We start from the raw sequence: 18014 nt of genomic DNA on the forward strand, positions 1-18014 counted from the left end.
TCGCGCGTCTAATCATTTGGAGGCTGTTTCAAGATGAGGCGGCAGGAGGGCGATATGCGCTGCACGAATTGCGGCTACGCGAACCTCGCAGGCGCCAACTTCTGTGAGGCGTGCGGGGCGCGGCTTGCGCGCATGTGCCCGCAGTGCGGCGCGGAGGCCACCCCCATTGCCAAATTCTGCCGCGCCTGTGGCGTTCCGCTCATGGATTCCCCGTCAGGATCGCCTCTGCCTTCCGGGCCAGCAGTCCCGGCCCCTGTCCACTACACGCCTCCCCATCTGGCCGAGCGCATCCTGGCTGAGCAGGCGGCAATGGAGGCCCGGGGCGAAACGGCCGGTGAGCGCAAGACCATCACGGCCCTGTTCGCCGATATGGCGGGCTCGACGGCCTTGACCCAGGACCTGGACCCCGAGGAAACGCGCCGCCTCATCGACCCCGTGGTGACGCTGATGATGGAGGCCGTGCACCACTACGAAGGCTACGTGGCCAAGTTCCTCGGCGACGGCATCCTGGCGCTGTTCGGCGCCCCCATTGCCCACGAGGACCATGCCCTGCGGGCCCTGTACGCAGCCCTGCGCATGCAGGAAGCGATGCGCCGGCACAGTGACCGGGTCCGTCTGGAGCAAGGCATACCGCTTCAGATCCGGATCGGCATCCACACGGGCGAGGTCGTGGTGCGCTCGATTCGCAAGGATGACTTGCACACGGACTACGATCCGGTCGGGCATACGATCCACATCGCCTCGCGCATGGAAGGTATCGCGACGCCGGCGTCCATCCTCGTCAGCGAATCCACCCATAAGCTGACGGAGGGGTATTTCGAGTTCAAGGCCCTGGGCACCACACATGTCAAAGGCGTCCGGGATGCGCTGGCGGTCTATGAGGTGATGGGCCTCGGGGCAATGCGCACGCGCCTGCAAGTCGCGGCGCACCGTGGCCTGGCCAGGTTTGTGGGCCGCCAGGCCGAATTGGAACAGTTGCACAACGCGCTGGCGCTGGCCAAGGCGGGCCGCGGGCAGGTCGTTGCGGTGGTTGGCGAGGCCGGGGTCGGAAAATCCCGGCTGTTCCATGAGTTCAAAGCGAGATCGCAGGCGGACTGCCTGGCGCTGGAGACCTTCTCGGTTTCGCACGGCAAGGCCTTCGCCTATCTACCGTTGATCGAGCTCTTGAAGAACTACTTTCAGATCACCGCACAGGACAGCGACCGAAGCTGCCGCGAGAAGGTGACCGGCAGGCTGCTCACGCTGGAGCGCTCCCTGGAAAGTCATCTGCCCTACTTGCTCTATCTGCTCGGGAGCATCGAACCCGGCTCGGCACTGCCGACCATGGACGCTTCGATCCGACGTCAACGCACCTTCGAAGCGATTGCTTGCCTGCTGGTCCGCGAGAGCCTGAATCAGCCCCTCGAGGTCATTTTCGAGGATCTGCAATGGCTGGACAGCGAAACCGAGGCCTTCCTCAATCTGCTTATCGACCATGTGCCGGGGGCAAGGATCATCCTGCTGGTCAATTACCGCCCGGAGTATTCCCATGACTGGGGCTCCAAAGACAACTACGCCCAGCTGAGCCTGCAGCCATTGGGCCCGACCGAAGCCCAGGGACTGCTCACCGCGCTGCTCGGTGATGATCGCAGCCTGGTGCCGCTGAAGCGACGCATCCTGGACAAGACCGAAGGCAATCCGTTTTTCATGGAGGAAGTGGTCCAGACTCTGGTCGAGGAGACCGCCTTGCTCGGCCAGCCCGGCTGCTACCGCATCGAGAAGGCGCCCGCCTTGCTGCACATCCCGACCACCGTCCAAGGCGTGCTCGCGGCCCGTATCGACCGGCTCCCGCTCGCCCAGAAAGAACTGCTGCAAACCCTGGCCGTAATCGGCAAGGAGTTTCCATTGAGTCTCATCCTGCACGTCACCAGCCTGGCCGAAGACAAGCTGCGCCCGCTTCTGGCCGACCTGCAGGCGGCGGATTTCATTTACGAGCGGCCCGCATTCCCGGAAATCGAGTACGCCTTCAAGCACGCCCTGACGCAGGAGGTTGCCGGCAATTCGCTGCTCACCGAGCGACGCAGCGCGCTGCATGAGAGTACGGGCCAGGCCATCGAGGCCCTCTTCCATGGTCGGCTGAAAGACTACTGCAGCGAGCTCGCGCACCACTACAGCCGTAGTGGCAATATTCCAAAGGCTGTTGCCTACCTCCACTGTGCCGGCCAGCAGGCCCTCCAGCGTTCGGCCCAGGCTGAAGCGATCCGGCACCTGAGTACCGCCATCGAACTGCTCAAGCGGATGCCGGACAACCCCGAACGCACGCGCCAGGAACTCACGCTGCTGCTCACCCTCGGCCCGGCCCTGATGGCCGCTCGCGGTCAGGCCTCCCCGGATGTGGAGGCAAACTACAAGCGCGCGCTGGCCTTGTGCGAGCAGGAGAGGCAAACACCATACGCCTTCTCGGCTCAGCTCGGACTGTGGGCGTTTTATCAGCTGCGTGCGCAGTACGAGATTGCACACCCCCTTGGGGAACGGTTGCTTGGCCTCGCCCTGGAAACGCAGAAGCCTAAGCAGCTTGCCGAGGCGCATCGCGCGATCGGCGCCACGGTGTTCCGCCTTGGCAAGCTGGACATGGCCCGCGACCATATAGAACAGGTGCTGGCATTGCAGCGCCCGGACCCGCCCGTGTATGACTTTCTCCTCGGATACGGGCGGGATCCGGCCGTCCACGCCACGAGCACATTGGGCTGGATCCTGTGGTACCTCGGCATGCCGGATCAGGCCCGCACGCGCAGCCAGGAGGCCCTGGCGATGGCCAGGACACGCCCGGACGCCTTTAACCTCGCACTTTGCCTTGTCTTTGCGGCTGAAGTGCACCTGTGCCGCAGGGAGGTGCAACTGACCCGCGAGTACGCTGAGGCCGCCATCGCGGTCTCGTGCGAGCAGGGATTCCCGATCTACCTGGCGTGGGGAACCGTCCTGCTTGGCTGGGTGCTTGCCGAACAGGGGAATCATGCGGAGGGGATAGCCCAGATACAGCGGGGCCTGGCCGCCTATCAGGAGACCGGCGCAGCGCTGGGACAGCCAAATCTTCTGGCCCTGCTCGCGGATGCCTACGGAAAGGCGGGGCAAATCCATGCCGGACTAGCTGCGCTGGCCGAGGCGCAAGCCTTGGCAGAAGAGACGGGAGAGCGGCTTGACGAAGCGACGCTGTATCGCCTCAAGGGAGAACTGATACTCCGGCAGTCAAGCCTGGCACCCTTGTCGCCCACCGGCAGCGATGAAGCCGAAGCGTGCTTTCAGAAAGCGATCGCGGTCGCCCGCGACCAGGGTGCCCGGTCACTGGAACTGCAAGCCGTGCTGAGCCTGGCCGGCCTATGGCGCCGGCAAGGAAAGCTGAGCGCGGCGCGCCGTGCGCTGGCGGTAATCCATGGCAGCTTCCGCGAGGGCTCCGATACCGCAGACTGGCAAGAGGCCAAAGCCCTCCTGGATGATCTGACGCGGCAGGATGGCACGACCCCGGTGCCTTCTCCCGAATGACTCAGATGCAAACCCGCTTCCTGGCACTGTGGTCGCGTTCGGGCGGCACGCAGGCTGTCGAGGCCTATGCGGATCTTGCGCGCTGCTATGCCGAGCCGGCACGGCACTATCACACGCTCCACCATGTTCGCCGCTGCCTGCGCGATCTGGACTGGGCGCGCAGCGCGATTCCCGATACTGACGCCGTCGAGCTGGCGCTCTGGTGCCACGACGTCATCTATATTCCCGGGGCGCAAGACAATGAGCAACGCAGCGTTGAGTGGCTCCGCTACTGGGCCGGAGGCCGGATTGCCGCAACGGAGCGCATCGCCGGGATGATCCTGTGCACCTCACATGCCGGCATGGCCGCGAATCTGGCAGGCCAATTTACCGCCGACATCGACCTTGCCGTGCTGGGTTGTGCCCGCGCGCGCTTTCGCCAGAACGGCGCGCACTTGCGGGCCGAGCGTCCTGACCTGGATGAGGTTGCCTATGATTGCGCCGAACGGGCTTTCCTGCGCGCCCTGCTTGATCGCCCTCGCATCTATCACACCGATCTGTTCCATGCTCGCTATGAAGCGCGCGCACGCCGCAACCTGGCGTGGCGGCTTGCGCAGCCGGCGGCATCCGGGGCCTCGTCTTGCATCAAAGAAATTCCCCTCTGATATCGATGGTCGAACGCTGGCCAATGTGGTCGTAGTGCGCCTCCAGCCACGTCCCGGCCTCAGTCCTTCCCTTGTCACGCAGCGAACAAAGGAAGGCCCAGTCAGCGTTGTACTTGCTCGACACGCCCAGCGCGGCCATCGTCTCATCCGACCGGATCGAGTGGATCATCATCTCCTTCATTTCGCTCCGGTCGATCTTGCCTTGCTGGATCAGCGAAGTCACGAATGCGATGGCGCGCATCTCTCGGATGAGGGATGAGTTAAAGCTGACTTCGCTGACGCGATTGAGAATGTCCGCGGCCGTGGTCGGCACGCCACGGCGCACGATCGGGTTGATGTGCACGATCACGACGTCGTGGGTATTGCAGTGATAAATCAGCGGGAAAATTGCCGGGTTGCCAACATAGCCGCCGTCCCAATAGTGCTGGCCATCGATGGCCACTGCCTGGAACAGCGTTGGCACACAGGCTGATGCCAGTACCGCGTCGATGCACAGGTCCTCGCCTGAAAAGATGCGTATCCTTCCGGTCTCGATATTGGTCGCGCACAGGTAAAGATGAATGGGGCAGCGCTGGCGCAACGCTTCGAAATCTACCTGCTTCGCCAACACATCCCGCAGCGGGTTCATGTTGTTGGGATTGAACTGGTATGGCGACAGGAGACGCAGAACGATGTCGGCCATCGCATACAGCGGAGAATGGTCCAGGCCCAGGGTGTGTGTCCCCTTGATCCACGGCACCCAGCGCAATGGACTGTATCGTTCAGCCGATTGGGCGATAGCGAGCCAGAAGTCATGCAGCGCCTGGCGCGCGCCGTCGCGCCCTCCCTGCAACAGCCCGTAAGCCAGCACGGCGGCATTCATGGCGCCCGCACTCGTCGCGCTGACGCCCTCGATGCCGAGTCGCCCGTCCTCGAGCAGCCGGTCGAGGACCCCCCATGTAAACGCGCCATGCATGCCACCGCCCTGCAATGCAAGGGCCACAGCTTTCTGTTCCCCATTCTGTTCCCCATTGTCAGGACTCATGCGATGCTCCCCTTCCATCCCTGACAAGCCGGCGATAGCGGTGGCTGGATAAGCGCCCACGGTCCGTCGTCAAGTATTGGTTTGGCCACGTCCTTTGCGCGCGAAGCAACGCAAAGGCTAACAAAAGATATTTGAAGTTAACACCTTGATGCGCATTTTGTTAGGGCTTCTTAGCACTTGGTTCCCGGAGGAGGGAAAGGACTGCTGCGCCGGATACGCTGGCGTCGCGCCGCTTTCAGGTCGGGAACGGACAAGCTGCGCCAATGCGCGAGGCAATCCCGGCGCGTTACCGGTTACCGGTCACAGCTCATCGGCCGCCTGCAGCCCCTTCTCCACCATATCCAGCAACCGCTGCCCGATCTGGTGTGCCTGCCCTGGCGACATCGCCACCATGCGCAGCGGCCCGTCGATGACCAGCATCGACAAGCCATGCACGGCGGACCACGCGAGGTATTCGGCGCCGGGACGGCGCGCGGCGGACAGCACGCCGGCCTCCATCATCCGGTCCAGCGCCGCGCCGAGCAGTTGGTAGGGGTTGAGGCCGCTGTCGCCCGCCTTGTCAGGGACCGGCACGCCTTCCAGTTCGTCCGGCACCGAGAATGCCGTGCGGAACAGGCCGGGCTCGGCGAGCGCGAACTGCATGTAGCCGGTGCCGACCGCGCGCAGGCTGGCGCGCGCGAAGTCCGCGGGCGCCGCGCTGGCGTCCAGCGCGGCGAGTTGAGCCTCGATGGCCTGCGCCAGCGACGCCAGCGCAGCGGCGCGTACCGCCTGCAGCAAGTCCTGGCGGCCGGCGAAGTGGCGGTAGGCGGCATTGGGCACGACCCCGGCGCGCCGGGTGGCCTCGCGCAACACGACCGCATCCGGGCCACCATCGCGCGCCAGCTCCATGCCGGCTTCCAGCAACGCGCGGCGCAGGTCGCCGTGCCGGTAGGTGCTGCGTAGCGCTGGGGTGGTGGCTGCCGCCGCATCCGCGGGAACGGCGGGAACGGCAGTGCCGCCGGCGTCGGCCGAATCCGTTGGGCTCGCGATGCGCGTGGTGCGCGGGATACTTGAAGAGCGCTTTGCGCCGGTCATTTCCTCACCATGTGGACAGCGTCCATTTTCTTTACTATTGTAGTGGACAGTGTACACAATGATTGACCGGATCGTCGCCATGACCCTGCGGCCCCCCGTCGCTCAAGGAGCAAGGATGGCAAACTCCACATCGTCCCCCTCGTCGCCCTCGCCCTCGTCCTCTTCGCACCTTGCCAGCGAAGCCGAAGTGCGTGCCCTGGTCGACACCTGGGTCAACGCCATGCGCGCGAAAGACGCCGTTGCCATGATGCGCAACTATGCTGAAGACGTGGTCATCTTCGATGTGGCGCCGCCCGCGCACTTGCGGACCCTGGGTGCGCGCCACCATTTGTTTTCGCAAGATCGCTGGCCGATGGCTGGTAGTGCATGAGCACGCATCGATGCCGGTGAGTTTCAACCCCTGACGCGTTTCAACCCTGGAAGTGGAAAGGAGACAAGATGCTAGTCCAACCCTATCTGTTCTTTGAAGGCCGTTGCGAGGAGGCGGCTGAGTTCTACAAGCGCGCCGTCGGCGCCGAGGTGGTCATGATGATGCGCTTCAAGGAGGCGCCTCCGCCGGAGTCTCCCCCGCCCGAAGGCGCTTGCGCGCCCGCGGCCGGCACCGAAGAGAAGATCATGCACATGTCCATGCGCATCGGCGAGACCACGGTGATGATGTCCGATGGCCGGTGCACGGGCAAGCCCGATTTCCAGGGCTTCTCGCTGTCCGTGACCGTGCCCGATGTGGCCAGCGCCGACCGCGTGTTCAACGCCCTGGCCGAGGGCGGCCAGGTGATGATGCCACTGGGCAAGACCTTCTATTCGCCACGCTTTGGCATGACGGCCGACCGCTTCGGCTTGATGTGGATGGTCATCGTCCTGGAGTCCTGAGCCGCGCTGCATCAGACTGAGCCAAGCCACGCCGGTCATTCCGGCGTGGCTTTTTTCATTGCTCGTTATGCTGCATATTGTGTCTTTTATTGGCCTGGCCAACGCCGGCTACTACGCCATCGAATCCCTGCGCATCGAGAAAGGCTACCGCGCCTGGAGCTGCGAGCTGACCACCGACATCAACCCCTTCGAGGCGGGGCTATCCTTCGCCTGCAAGCTCGACAAGCCGATCCCGTTCCGTGGCCGCGAGGCACTGCTGAAGCGGCGGCGGCGCGGTGCGCCCGGCGGGCTTTGTCACCTCGGCGGCCTTCGGGCATACGCTCGGTTGCCCGGTGGGCTTGGCGCTGCTGCAGAGCCGGCCCACGGGGGAGCGATAACTAGCGATAACGGTAAGGCTCAGCCTTGCTTGCCGTCGGGGCCGGACGTGGCCGTTGCCTGGTTGGACTTCAGTGCGCAAGGCGTCTGCGCTTGCTGCTTTGCCTGCGCCTGCTTCTGGGCGCGCGCGCGTTCGATAACGCTCCAGTCGGGACCGGCAAAGGCGGGCAGCGAGGCAGCGAGGGTCGTGACGCTCAGCAGCGCCAGCACGATGGTTTTCATGATTTGTCTTGAGACAGAATTGGCAATGGCAATGGCAATGGCAATGCGTGGAGGATCTTGATATTTGCATACTTGCCGGTCCGGCCGTGGGTGGAGGGGTCCCGGGGCCGGACCGGCAGCGCTGTATCAGGCGCTGGCCTGGCGGTTGTCAGCCGCGCCATGCGCCGGCGGGGCCGACACGCCGGTCAGGTCGCGCCCGGCGAGGTTCAGTGCCGCAGCTGCGCTGCCGTGCGCGCCGTCCGTGAACGGGTCGCGACGGTCGCCAACGCGAGCGCCATCGGTGAAGGGATCGCGGCGGTCGCCAACGCGGGCACCGTCGGTGAAGGGGTCGCGCTTGCCATTGTGGAGTGCGTAGCCGTACTTGTCGCCGGCGTTGGTGCTATCTTTCGGACCCGTTGCACCGGCTTGCGTTGCGGCCAGGAGGCAGACGCCGAAGGCGGCTGCGGAAACAAGGGTCGTGAAGCGCTTCTTATTCATGATTGCTGCTTAATTCCAGATTGGGCGGCACTTTCCACTGGGTGTGGAGCGGGATAGGCGGATTCTTGCGTCCCGCATGTCGTCTGTTTCGCCTTTTGATCTGCACCGCGTGTTCGATGCGTTCGATGCGTTCGATGCGTTGAGCAGCGCGGTACAAGCACACAGTGTAGCCACGGCGAATCATTCCTGGGATGAATTAAACGTCTCACTTCCAGTCGAATTTTTCACAACACAAAACCGCACGAGCCGCGCGTGTACGGTGATGGATCGCGCCATGGCCGCATCGGCGCATGCAAAACCCGACTGGCCCGCGCGACTTTAAATCATGTTGTCCGCGCGTATGGCATGGGTACACTCTGCACGCCCTTCCCCTGGCCCCAGACTGCCATCACAAGAAACAGAACACTCCCGGCCGCCCCCGAATGACAGACTCTCCTCGCCCTGCACCGCTCCAGCGGCCCTCCCCTGAAGACATCCGCAAGCGCATCTACGCCATCGTTGCCGCATCCTCCGGCAACCTGGTCGAGTGGTTCGACTTCTACGTCTACGCGTTCTGCGCCATCTACTTCGCCCCCTCGTTCTTCCCCAAGTCCGACCCCACTGCGCAACTGCTGAATACCGCCGGCGTTTTCGCCGCGGGCTTCCTGATGCGGCCGATCGGCGGCTGGCTGTTCGGGCGGATTGCGGACCGCCACGGACGCAAGAACTCGATGCTGATCTCGGTGCTGATGATGTGCTTCGGCTCGCTGCTGATCGCTTGCCTGCCCACCTACGGCGCCATTGGCAACTGGGCGCCCGCGCTGCTGTTGCTGGCGCGGCTGCTGCAAGGCTTGTCGGTCGGCGGGGAATATGGCACCACGGCCACGTACATGAGCGAGATCGCGCTCAAGGGGCGGCGCGGGTTCTTCTCATCGTTCCAGTACGTCACGCTGATCGGTGGCCAGTTGCTGGCCGTGCTGGTGGTGGTGGTGCTTCAGCAACTGCTGGATGAGGCGCAGCTGCGGAGCTGGGGCTGGCGCGTTCCGTTTGTGATCGGCGCGCTCACCGCCGTGGTGGCACTGGCATTGCGCCGCACGCTGCGCGAAACGTCATCCGCGGCTACGCGCGGCAACAAGGAGGCAGGCAGCCTCGCCGCGCTGTTCCGGCATCACAAGGCGGCGTTCCTTACCGTACTGGGCTATACCGCCGGTGGCTCGCTGATCTTCTACACGTTCACCACGTATATGCAGAAGTACCTGGTGAACTCCGCCGGCATGTCCATCAAGACGGCAAGCACGGTGATGACCGGCTGCCTCTTTGTCTATATGTGCATGCAGCCGCTGTTTGGCGCATTGTCCGATCGCATGGGCCGGCGCAGCAATATGCTTGCCTTTGGCGCGCTGGGGACGGTTGCCACCGTGCCGCTCCTGAGCGCCCTGCAGATTGTCTCCAGGCCGCTCGCGGCCTTCGTGCTGATCTCGATCGCACTGGCAATCGTGAGTCTCTACACATCGATCAGCGGCATCGTGAAGGCGGAGATGTTTCCCCCGGAAGTGCGCGCATTGGGCGTGGGGCTTGCGTACGCGATCTCCAATGCGATCTTTGGCGGCTCGGCCGAGTACGTGGCGCTGGCGCTGAAGTCAGCCGGCCATCAATCGGTGTTCTACTGGTATGTGACGGCGATGATGGCGCTGGCGTTCGGGGTCAGCCTGCGCCTGCCGCGCCAGGCCAGGCACCTGCGCCACGAGTATTGAGGCGCCAGGGCCATACACCGGGCTTCGGTCAGGCGGCGCGATCCCAGGCCTGCAGCTGTTCGGCCGTGGCACCGGCGCCGCCGCAGACGATGACCAGCACGTCGCTCGCCGCCGTCACCGCGGCAGGCTTGCGCTCCAGCGCGGCCAGCGCCGCGCCGCATGCCGGCTCCACCACGATCCGGTGCTCGGCCAAAAAACGCAGGCACGCGCCCACCGCCTCCTTGTCCGTGACCACCTCGCTGACGATCGGATGCAGTTTTGACCACTCGAGCGATTTGGCGCAAGGGCTCTTGGCACCCAGCGAGGTCGCGATGCTCGTGATGGCGGGCAGCTCGACCTGCGCGCCGGCCGCCAGCGAAGCGGCGTAGGAATCCGCGCCAACGGTCTCGGCCGCGATGACGGGCACATCGTGCCAGCCATTGCGTTCCAGCCCGGCCAGCACGCCGCACAGCAAGCCGCCCCCGCCTACCGATAGCAGCACCGCGCCCGGCTTGACGCCGGCGGCGGCCACCTCGTCGATCATCGTCGCGTGGCCTTCCCACAGCAGGGGATCGTCAAACGGATGGATAAACGCATACTCCGGGCGCATCAGCGAAAGCGCGTGATCGTTGGCCTCGCTCCATGCGCGTCCGTGCACGACCAGATCGGCGCCTTCGGCCGCGATACGCTCTCGCGCCGCGGCCGAGGTGGTCTCGGGCACGACGACGGTCACCGGCACGCCAAGCAGCCGCCCGCTGTAGGCGACGGCAATGCCCGCATTACCGCCCGACGAGCACACGAAGCGTTTTGCGCCCCACTCCTTGTAGGTCTGGCATGCATGGCCGACGCCGCGCGCCTTGAACGAGCCCGGGGGCTGCAAGGCCTCCATCTTGAACCACACCGAGCGCCCCAGCCGTGCCGAGTAGGACGTGGATCGCAGCAGCGGGGTGACGATGTGCAGGCTCACGGGCAGGGCTTTTTCAGCATGGGGCATGGTGGCGCTTCTTGGTTCTGGCATGAAGAACCTTGAATGTTAGAAGCCTGCCGCCTATGCGGTCAAATGCCTATCAATCCCGAAGGCTATACTTGCAAGGCATGGCAATATTCAGAGGGCAACTGGCAGAGCATGCGAAACATCGAAACGCGGCACTTGCGCTACTTCATCGCCGTCGCGGAAGAAGGCAGCATCATCGCGGCATCCCGGGCGCTGAACATCACGCAGCCGGCCTTGTCGCGGCAGATCCAGGATCTGGAGGGGGTGATCGGCGCCCCGTTGTTCGAGCGGCATGCCAAGGGCGTGCAACTCACCGATGCCGGCACCAGCTTGCTGCACGACGCGAAGCAGTCGCTGCTGCAGCTGGAACAGGCACGCGACCGGGCCTATCGCATTGCACAGGGCCAGACCGGCTCCTTTTCGCTCGGCATCATGCCCAGCTACCTGGCCTCGCCGGTGACGCTGGCGATTCTTGCGCACTTCCGGGAGCACAACCCGGAGATCCTGCTCTCCATCGAGCCGCTGTTGTCATTGCAGCAGGCACAGGCAATCCGCGGCGAAGAGCTGGACGGCGGCATCATGGCCTGGCGCACGCCGGACGATGCCAGCCTGAGCGGCATCGCCCTGTACCGGGAGCGCTTTGTGCTGGCCGTGCCGGCGCAGCATGTCTCGCCGGCGAAGCGCGCGCGGCGGCTGGCCGACATCGCCGGCGAACGCTTTGTGTGGTTCAACCGCGAGAAGTCGAGCGCGCAGCACAGCCTGCTGATTGCGGCGTGCGCCAAGGCCGGGTTCACGCCGCATATCGTCCAGATCGGCACCGACACGCCAACCATCCTGGGGCTGGTCGCCGCCGGCATGGGCTGCGCGCTGGTGCCCGCCAGCTCACAACTGCACGCGCCGCCCACCATCGCCTTCATCGCGCTGGCCGACCTGACCGATGGTGTCGATATCGAGTTCGTATATTCGGCAGCGCACCGCTCGCCACGCGTGCAACGCTTTATCGAATCGGTCCGGCATGTCACCTGCACCAAGGCAAAACACGCACGCGGCAAGCCATAGGGCCGCAGCCACTCAGTGTGCCTCGCTGATCCTGTGCTCTGCCTACCCCGGAGGAATACAGATCGTAAAAACCTCCAGGCTCTCTCGGCAACCATACGCCGGTGACTCCAGGTGTCCGCCACCACCTGCTGCGTGTCGCACATGGCTTGCGAGATTTGCGCGCCCCCAGGAAGAATCAGAACTTGCCTGCGTCCATTCTGCTTCTGCGCAAGCGGGTATGGCACGTAGCCGCTTCCTTCCTCTAGCGGAATCATGCGGTAATACGAAGGCTTGCGATTTTCATCAAGCAGTCATACACGAACGGAAGAGGAATCGGCGATCACACGTGACCCGTCGATGCTATCCACCGCACGTAACATGGCCAACAACACTTGGTGGAGACGATCCCAAACGCCGGGCTTCTGCCACGCGTGCAGCAGTCGCCAGCAACTCATTCCGGAGCCACAAGTGGCTTGGCTCACCGCACAAGCTGTTTCAGTCCTGCAACAGCTTGGTGCAGTAACTGACGAAATAGGCACGCCGCAAACGCTAGCGGTCTGCTGGTTTGACCTGTCTCCGGCGGGGGGGGGCGCTGTAAAAAAAGGAATCCCCCGAGGCTGTTATTCGGGGGAGATGCTTGATTCGCGGCGGTGAACGCTGAGCGCTGACGACGTGTTCTTTTGCGGACCCTTCTGCCATTGCTTACATGCTGTCCTCAACCAGCCCATCGCGGTTGGTGATTCTCGCGCCATCGGTGAATACGTCTCGTCTATCTGTGACTCTCGCCCCATCTGAATAGACATCAAACTTTGTGCTCATCCCCCCATCTGAGTATGGGTCTCGCGGCCCCAACACACTGGCGCCGTCGGTGTAGACATCTCGCGCCCCGATGCCGGCATAGGCTACGCCGGCGCCAAGCGCCGCACCCGCCGCAGCGAGCAGTAAGACTGTTTTTACCATTTCTTTCACCTCCTTTTCAGGTGGTTGCAAGAACACCGAAACGCATTCCTTTTCGCTCCAGTGCCGCCACTTTGTACGACTCCAATGTATGCGCTGAAGGCAAGCGCATGAATAAGGTCTTCTTCCGAAAAGGGCCTAGGGGATTGCCCTATTGGGCACGGCAGCCATGGTCAACGATGTCACGCAGCCGCGTACATTGCTGCATGGCGAGGGGAGCGATCCGTTCGCCCATGCGCAACTGCATGTGCTATCTGTCCTGAGCAATCTGCGGGTGATACGACGTCGACCGCATCCGGGTGCCAAGGGCCAACTGCGCCTGGATTCTGGCCGAGGACCCGAAACCCGGCACGACAATGCTCGCGCTCATACGGAATCTGGCGTCCAACCCGGGCTGTATCTCATCGAATCCATCGGCTACGCTTACCGCACAGGAGAGTTCTGACGTAGATTCATAGGGTGAATTCAACGGATCGTCCCAGCACTTCGCCTAGCACCGATTCGGGGCAAACTAGTGATTTGCCACAGGTGCATCGGACACCAACTTTCGCAAGCGTATTGTCACTGCGGCTAACGAGAAAACGGCTGGATGTGGCAGGGACTGTCCCCAGAATTTGAAGCGAACCATGGTCATCATTCCGAGCAACTCGAGGCTTAGCCTCTTCGTTCACACCGGATTTGTCGCATTGGCGTACTACGCAGGTGCAAAGCTGGGACTTGCTTATGCGGTAGTGGGCGGTGCGGTGTCCCTGGTGTGGCCTTCCAGCGGCATCGCCCTCGTTGCGCTGCTCGTTATGGGCTTCGCCGTTGCCCCCGGCATTGCCATTGGTTCCATTTTGGCCAACATGTCGGCGGGGGTGCCCCTGCCAGTGGCCGCGGTGATTGGCCTGGGCGCGACGACTGCTGCCTTGACGGCTGCATTATTGTTAAAGCGGGTAGCCCGATTCCAGAACACCCTGGACCGCATCAAGGATGTGTTAGCTTTCATCATCCTGGCTGCGACGGTCAGCACGGCAGTGAGTGCGCTGATCGGTGCGACCGCCCTCTTTGGAGGGGGCTTGGTGTCAGTGGCCGAGTACGGCGCGGCCTTTGTGAAATGGTGGCTCGGTGACATGATGGGGGTGCTCGTGGTGGCCCCGCCGCTGCTCAGCTTGTTCACGTATCCGAGCCCTATCCGCTCCGCAAAGCAGGCCGTGGAAGCGTGCGGACTGACCGTTGCGATCTTCTGGGTGAGTTACGTCATTTTCGGCGCCACCGAACTTGCCGGGCACAGCTACTATCCGGCAGCCCTGGCGATTTTTCCGTTCATTATCTGGGCGGCTCTGCGCTTCGATCACTTGGGCACCAGCCTCCTAACCTTGCTGGCCTCAATCGTGGCCATCTGGGGCACCACGAATGGCACCGGTCCCTTTGCCGCTGAATCTCCGGTCGATAGCCTCGTGAGATGGTGCGCCTTCGCGAATGTCGTGGCAGTAACCGGACTGCTGCTGGTGGCGGCACATGCTCAGGAAAAGCGCATCCATAGCCTCCTGCTGGCATCCCATGTCGAGTTGGAACGACGCGTGCAAGAGCGAACCCAGGACTTGCAGCTAGCAAACCATGAACTGAAGCAGGAGATGGCGCGACGTCGTCTATTGGAAGCAGAACTGATCCGATTCGGCGATCAGCAGCAAAGACTCATCGGCCGAGAACTGCATGACGGCCTCGGGCAGCACCTCACCAGCTTGGGCTTCTATTGCGCCACCTTGAATCAAGAACTACAGAAGCATAGCCACCCAGCCGCCGCGAAGGCGGCTACCATCGTCGAATTGGTGAAGCAGGCGTCCTTGATGACCCGCAAGATTGCCCATGGCCTGGACCCGGTCGCCATGGAATCTGGTGGCCTCACGGTCGCCTTGCAAGGGCTGGCGCAGACGACCCGCGCGCTGAATGGCATAGGCTGCACGCTCCGCATCGAGTCAAATGTGGACTTACTGGATCCGCCGATGCAGATTAACCTTTACCGTGCGGCACAGGAAGCCGTCAATAACGCGCTGAAATATAGCCAGGGCCGCCACATTTGGATCGACCTGGAGCGCGACGGCGGCATGCAGAGGCTTTCCATCAGTGACGACGGGATGGGGGTCGATCTGGAACAAATGGAGCGTGCTTCGGGACTGGGACTTCACAGCCTGCGCCACCGGGCGAGCCTCCTGGGCGGCTCTTGCATGGTCACCCGCAATGCTTTGGGCGGCACCACGGTTGCCATCAGCTATCCGATACCAGAGAGTCCGGGACATGAAGCCATCTAGCCCGGGCCACGCGACTCAGATCCTGATCGTGGATGACCATCCCATCGTCCGGGAGGGGTTAACACACTTGCTGAATCTGCATGAGGATCTGCACGTCTGCTGTGCGGCCGGCAGTGCCGAAGATGCCCTGGCGGTGATGGCCTGCCAGCCTGATATGGCCATTGTGGACCTCAGTCTGCACTCGAACTCCGGTCTGGATCTTGTCAAGACGCTCCGGCAACACTATCCAAAGCTGGCAATCCTCATCCTCAGCATGCATGACGAAACCCTGTTTGCCGAACGCGCGCTGCGGGCCGGAGCAAACGGGTACCTGATGAAACTCGAGGCCACAGAGCAGATTATGAACGCCATCCGCGAGGTGCTGGCGGGCAATATCTACCTGAGCGCCGCAATGCATGAAAAGCTGGCGCGGACTCTGACGGTTCCCCAGAAGATTCCGGCGGGCTCAATCGCGAGCCTTTCGGAACGGGAGTTCGAGGTCCTGCACCTGATCGGACTCGGCTTCAGCACCCGCGAGATCGCCGAGAAACTGAGTCGGAGCGTCAAGACCATCGAGGCACATCAGGCCAACATTAAGGAAAAGCTGGATATTCCTAGCGGCAAGGAGCTGATGCGCTTCGCCATTCAGTGGATCGAGGGCCAGTAAGGCGGAGTCCGCCGCACCGAATAAGCCCCCCCCGGAGACCTTTAAGCATTTTTTTTCAGGAGGACGATCACTTCGGTAACGGCGCCGATGGCAGGTGCTGCGCCAATGTCTAACAAATATCAGGCCAGATGGACGAAACGAAGCAAGGCACGTGTGCGTCTCCCTCTCGAACGTGTCCGGTGTGGGGTTCAAACCTGCCGTTGAACTTCTGACGGCTCGACCGGTTGAATCCGCAGTCGGGAAACGTCATTCGCTATTGGCTGTCAACTGACCGTGCCTCGGTCGAAAGCGGTCGCCGGATTGGGCGGCTGCATCGGCCAATACCCAACATTCCTGGCGGGCAGAATTGCCTATAATTTGCATTCCCCAGCGGCTATAAATAAAAGGCTTGACGCGCAAGGGGGGGCACCATGACAGACGAGTTTCGCGCCGCATTCGATCAGGCGTATTCGCGGGCCCTCGCTTTTCATGACTCCCGCGCGTCCCGAAACCCCGCGGCGACAGCTAGCTTCGAAGAATTGTGGGCGGCGTTGTACGTACCAACGCCGGAAGAGGGGGTGACAGCTACCGAAGTCATCAAGCAACTGGCCGCAGGGGTAGATGCCGGCCTCATGGGGGCGGCAGGGCCTCGGTTCTTTGCAAAGGTCATGGGAGGCTCTCATCCAGTCGGCGTTGCGGTCGATTGGATGACAAGTATGTGGGGGCAGAACAGTGGGAGCTACCACGGGTCCCCCGCAGGTGCCGTCGCCGAGCAAGTCGCGTCAGCATGGCTTCTGGATTTGCTAGCGCTACCCACGGACTGCTCGATAGGCTTCACGACGGGTGCGACGATGGCAAGTTTCGTTTGCCTCGCTGCGGCGAGGAGCAAAGTATTGCGCCTGGCGGGCTGGAATGCCGACGCAGATGGCTTGTTCGGCGCGCCGCCGGTCGATGTATGCATCGGCAACGATGCGCATGCCGCGATCTTTGCCGTGTTGCGCTATCTGGGACTTGGCCACGATCGTGTCATGCGAATCCCGACGGATGATGCAGGCCGCATGTTGGTTCCCGCCCTGTCCAGTGCGTTGGCATTGTGCGGCGGGCCGCTCATCGTCATCGCGCAGGCCGGTCAAATCAACACAGGTGCATTCGATCCGTTCAATGAAATTGCGGACGTCGTTCATCGCTATGGTGGATGGCTTCACGTCGACGGTGCGTTTGGCTTGTGGGCGCGCGCGTGCCCGGCGTTAGCCCAGTTGACCGCGGGCGTTGAGCAAGCGGACTCCTGGGCGACCGATGGCCACAAGTGGCTTCAGACACCCTACGATTGTGGGTACGCGATCGTCCGGGACTCGGATGCCCATCGGCGCGCGATGGCGTACGAAGCGAGCTATCTGCCGACAGCAGGCGGGGAATGCAGGGAGCCCTTTCACTACGTACCCGAACTTTCAAGACGTGCGCGCGGCTTCGCGACCTGGGCACTTATCCGCGCGTTCGGACGGCGTGGCATTGCAGCAATGATCGAACGGCACTGTCTTTTCGCCAGACGCATGGCGAAGCGCCTGACATCCGAAGCCGGTGTGTCGGTACTCAATCAGGTGGAGCTGAATCAGTTTGTCGTACAGTTCGGCGTGGGGGAGCCACTTGAGCGCCGTGATCATTTGACGAGGGCCACCATCGAAAACATCCAGGCTGCAGGGACTTGCTACGTTGCCGAGGCTACCTGGCATGATCGTCTTGTGATGCGCTTCTCTGTCATTTCCTGGGCGACGACCGAAGAGGATATCGATCGTTCCGCCGATTCGATCATAGCGTGCTGGCGACAAGTCAGTTCAACGTTCAGATGCTCACGGAAAACGCTATGACGACATTCATTGCCAAACGTCACGGCATCGTATGGCTGGTGAGCATTCTGCTGCCAGTGATGTTGTCATGCTCTGTGGCGGAAAAGTCCAGCTCGTTGAGACAGCAACTCATTGGTGGCTGGACGTTGGTGTCGGTCAGGAGTATTGACGCAGACAAGCCATCGGAGCCTTACGGCCCTGCACCAGAGGGATACTTAACTATTGGTGGCAACGGGCGGAACCCGGAAAATCGTATGGAAACGCGCTGACTGAGCTATGTTCGGGTAAAAGTTCCAGCAAATGAAGGATTCCGCTAAGCATCCCGAGCACTCGACAGAGCAGATTCTG

The 18014-nt window shown here is 62.7% G+C and carries 19 protein-coding genes and 2 pseudogenes; 14 read left to right on the top strand and 7 right to left on the bottom strand.

All coding sequences use genetic code 11. The features are described 5' to 3' along the window. Window positions 1-54 precede the first annotated feature (54 nt). Window positions 55-3519, top strand: a complete 3465-nt coding sequence (locus AC1RQC_RS17045) for an adenylate/guanylate cyclase domain-containing protein (RefSeq protein ID WP_492830719.1) — start codon at window positions 55-57, stop codon at window positions 3517-3519. Next, window positions 3516-4163, top strand: a complete 648-nt coding sequence (locus AC1RQC_RS17050; protein WP_492371733.1) for an HD domain-containing protein — start codon at window positions 3516-3518, stop codon at window positions 4161-4163. The genes AC1RQC_RS17045 and AC1RQC_RS17050 overlap by 4 nt, the downstream gene beginning before the upstream one ends. Here the strand turns inward: AC1RQC_RS17050 and AC1RQC_RS17055 are convergent. Continuing rightward, on the bottom strand, window positions 4144-5187 hold the full coding sequence (locus AC1RQC_RS17055) for a patatin-like phospholipase family protein (RefSeq protein ID WP_492371734.1): 1044 nt from the start codon (window positions 5185-5187) through the stop codon (window positions 4144-4146). The two genes, AC1RQC_RS17050 and AC1RQC_RS17055, sit on opposite strands and share 20 nt — an antisense overlap. A 300-nt stretch (window positions 5188-5487) precedes the next feature. Beyond that, on the bottom strand, window positions 5488-6261 hold the full coding sequence (locus AC1RQC_RS17060; RefSeq protein WP_492371735.1) for a TetR/AcrR family transcriptional regulator: 774 nt from the start codon (window positions 6259-6261) through the stop codon (window positions 5488-5490). A gap of 115 nt (window positions 6262-6376) precedes the next feature. Here AC1RQC_RS17060 and AC1RQC_RS17065 point away from each other — a divergent pair, with 115 nt between their 5' ends. The 4 genes and pseudogenes from AC1RQC_RS17065 to AC1RQC_RS17080 all read left to right on the top strand — a co-directional run. After that, window positions 6377-6631 carry a hypothetical protein gene (locus AC1RQC_RS17065; protein ID WP_492371851.1) on the top strand — a complete coding sequence of 85 codons (255 nt, stop codon included), beginning with the start codon at window positions 6377-6379 and terminating at the stop codon, window positions 6629-6631. Beyond that, a complete protein-coding gene (locus AC1RQC_RS17070; protein WP_370565984.1) occupies window positions 6603-6665 on the top strand; it encodes a hypothetical protein in 63 nt (20 codons plus the stop codon). The genes AC1RQC_RS17065 and AC1RQC_RS17070 overlap by 29 nt, the downstream gene beginning before the upstream one ends. 34 nt (window positions 6666-6699) lie before the next feature. Beyond that, entirely contained in the window at window positions 6700-7131 is a 432-nt protein-coding gene (locus AC1RQC_RS17075; RefSeq protein ID WP_492371736.1) for a VOC family protein, read from the top strand. A 91-nt stretch (window positions 7132-7222) separates the two neighbouring features. Continuing rightward, window positions 7223-7484, top strand: a pseudogene (locus AC1RQC_RS17080) (glycine cleavage T C-terminal barrel domain-containing protein); the annotation flags it as partial. 43 nt (window positions 7485-7527) lie between these two features. Here the strand turns inward: AC1RQC_RS17080 and AC1RQC_RS17085 are convergent. Next, complete coding sequence (locus AC1RQC_RS17085; RefSeq protein ID WP_492371737.1) at window positions 7528-7728, bottom strand: hypothetical protein; 201 nt, start codon at window positions 7726-7728, stop codon at window positions 7528-7530. Window positions 7729-7854: 126 nt separating this feature from the next. Further along, window positions 7855-8205 (bottom strand): hypothetical protein, encoded by a 351-nt coding sequence (locus tag AC1RQC_RS17090; RefSeq protein ID WP_492371738.1) that lies wholly within the window; start codon window positions 8203-8205, stop codon window positions 7855-7857. Between the two features lie 76 nt (window positions 8206-8281). Between AC1RQC_RS17090 and AC1RQC_RS17095 the strand changes: the two genes are divergently transcribed. Both AC1RQC_RS17095 and AC1RQC_RS17100 read left to right on the top strand, forming a co-directional pair. Beyond that, the gene (locus AC1RQC_RS17095; protein ID WP_492884070.1) at window positions 8282-8527 is read left to right on the top strand and encodes a hypothetical protein; all 246 of its coding nucleotides are present in this window, start codon (window positions 8282-8284) and stop codon (window positions 8525-8527) included. 100 nt (window positions 8528-8627) lie between these two features. Continuing rightward, window positions 8628-9938, top strand: coding sequence for an MFS family transporter (locus AC1RQC_RS17100; protein WP_492830715.1), 1311 nt, complete (start codon window positions 8628-8630; stop codon window positions 9936-9938). A gap of 28 nt (window positions 9939-9966) precedes the next feature. On the opposite strand, the gene AC1RQC_RS17105 is transcribed toward AC1RQC_RS17100, so the two are convergent. Further along, window positions 9967-10884, bottom strand: a complete 918-nt coding sequence (locus AC1RQC_RS17105) for a pyridoxal-phosphate dependent enzyme (protein WP_492371845.1) — start codon at window positions 10882-10884, stop codon at window positions 9967-9969. A 159-nt stretch (window positions 10885-11043) separates the two neighbouring features. Here AC1RQC_RS17105 and AC1RQC_RS17110 point away from each other — a divergent pair, with 159 nt between their 5' ends. Continuing rightward, a complete protein-coding gene (locus AC1RQC_RS17110) occupies window positions 11044-11970 on the top strand; it encodes a LysR family transcriptional regulator (RefSeq protein ID WP_492884072.1) in 927 nt (308 codons plus the stop codon). Between the two features lie 296 nt (window positions 11971-12266). Here the strand turns inward: AC1RQC_RS17110 and AC1RQC_RS17115 are convergent. Beyond that, window positions 12267-12416: pseudogene (locus AC1RQC_RS17115) on the bottom strand (IS5/IS1182 family transposase); the annotation flags it as partial. Between the two features lie 235 nt (window positions 12417-12651). Continuing rightward, window positions 12652-12945, bottom strand: coding sequence for a hypothetical protein (locus AC1RQC_RS17120; protein WP_492371742.1), 294 nt, complete (start codon window positions 12943-12945; stop codon window positions 12652-12654). Window positions 12946-13075: 130 nt separating this feature from the next. On the opposite strand from AC1RQC_RS17120, the gene AC1RQC_RS17125 reads away from it, so the two are divergent. The 5 genes from AC1RQC_RS17125 (at window position 13076) to AC1RQC_RS17145 (ending at window position 17935) form a co-directional block, all read left to right on the top strand. Next, window positions 13076-13351: a hypothetical protein gene (locus AC1RQC_RS17125; protein WP_492371743.1), complete on the top strand. Its 276-nt coding sequence runs from the start codon at window positions 13076-13078 to the stop codon at window positions 13349-13351. 181 nt (window positions 13352-13532) lie between these two features. Next, window positions 13533-15197, top strand: coding sequence for an MASE1 domain-containing protein (locus tag AC1RQC_RS17130; RefSeq protein ID WP_492371744.1), 1665 nt, complete (start codon window positions 13533-13535; stop codon window positions 15195-15197). Next, entirely contained in the window at window positions 15184-15843 is a 660-nt protein-coding gene (locus tag AC1RQC_RS17135; RefSeq protein ID WP_492371745.1) for a response regulator, read from the top strand. Before AC1RQC_RS17130 ends, AC1RQC_RS17135 begins: the two co-directional genes overlap by 14 nt. 557 nt (window positions 15844-16400) lie before the next feature. Next, window positions 16401-17687, top strand: a complete 1287-nt coding sequence (locus AC1RQC_RS17140) for a pyridoxal phosphate-dependent decarboxylase family protein (RefSeq protein ID WP_492884074.1) — start codon at window positions 16401-16403, stop codon at window positions 17685-17687. Further along, on the top strand, window positions 17684-17935 hold the full coding sequence (locus tag AC1RQC_RS17145) for a hypothetical protein (protein ID WP_492371747.1): 252 nt from the start codon (window positions 17684-17686) through the stop codon (window positions 17933-17935). The genes AC1RQC_RS17140 and AC1RQC_RS17145 overlap by 4 nt, the downstream gene beginning before the upstream one ends. Window positions 17936-18014: the final 79 nt, after the last annotated feature.

This window comes from Cupriavidus sp. GW822-FHT03E04, from assembly GCF_058801495.1.

Bases quoted from the DNA above. Each gene is read 5' to 3' on its own strand.
- AC1RQC_RS17135 (WP_492371745.1), top strand. From the start codon at position 15,184: ATGAAGCCATCTAGCCCGGGCCACGCGACTCAGATCCTGATCGTGGAT.
- AC1RQC_RS17050 (WP_492371733.1), top strand. From the start codon at position 3,516: ATGACTCAGATGCAAACCCGCTTCCTGGCACTGTGGTCGCGTTCGGGC.
- AC1RQC_RS17090 (WP_492371738.1), bottom strand. From the start codon at position 8,205: ATGAATAAGAAGCGCTTCACGACCCTTGTTTCCGCAGCCGCCTTCGGC.
- AC1RQC_RS17060 (WP_492371735.1), bottom strand. From the start codon at position 6,261: ATGACCGGCGCAAAGCGCTCTTCAAGTATCCCGCGCACCACGCGCATC.
- AC1RQC_RS17085 (WP_492371737.1), bottom strand. From the start codon at position 7,728: ATGAAAACCATCGTGCTGGCGCTGCTGAGCGTCACGACCCTCGCTGCC.
- AC1RQC_RS17095 (WP_492884070.1), top strand. From the start codon at position 8,282: ATGTCGTCTGTTTCGCCTTTTGATCTGCACCGCGTGTTCGATGCGTTC.
- AC1RQC_RS17125 (WP_492371743.1), top strand. From the start codon at position 13,076: ATGGTCAACGATGTCACGCAGCCGCGTACATTGCTGCATGGCGAGGGG.
- AC1RQC_RS17075 (WP_492371736.1), top strand. From the start codon at position 6,700: ATGCTAGTCCAACCCTATCTGTTCTTTGAAGGCCGTTGCGAGGAGGCG.
- AC1RQC_RS17130 (WP_492371744.1), top strand. From the start codon at position 13,533: ATGGTCATCATTCCGAGCAACTCGAGGCTTAGCCTCTTCGTTCACACC.
- AC1RQC_RS17100 (WP_492830715.1), top strand. From the start codon at position 8,628: ATGACAGACTCTCCTCGCCCTGCACCGCTCCAGCGGCCCTCCCCTGAA.
- AC1RQC_RS17110 (WP_492884072.1), top strand. From the start codon at position 11,044: ATGCGAAACATCGAAACGCGGCACTTGCGCTACTTCATCGCCGTCGCG.
- AC1RQC_RS17055 (WP_492371734.1), bottom strand. From the start codon at position 5,187: ATGAGTCCTGACAATGGGGAACAGAATGGGGAACAGAAAGCTGTGGCC.
- AC1RQC_RS17145 (WP_492371747.1), top strand. From the start codon at position 17,684: ATGACGACATTCATTGCCAAACGTCACGGCATCGTATGGCTGGTGAGC.
- AC1RQC_RS17045 (WP_492830719.1), top strand. From the start codon at position 55: ATGCGCTGCACGAATTGCGGCTACGCGAACCTCGCAGGCGCCAACTTC.
- AC1RQC_RS17065 (WP_492371851.1), top strand. From the start codon at position 6,377: ATGGCAAACTCCACATCGTCCCCCTCGTCGCCCTCGCCCTCGTCCTCT.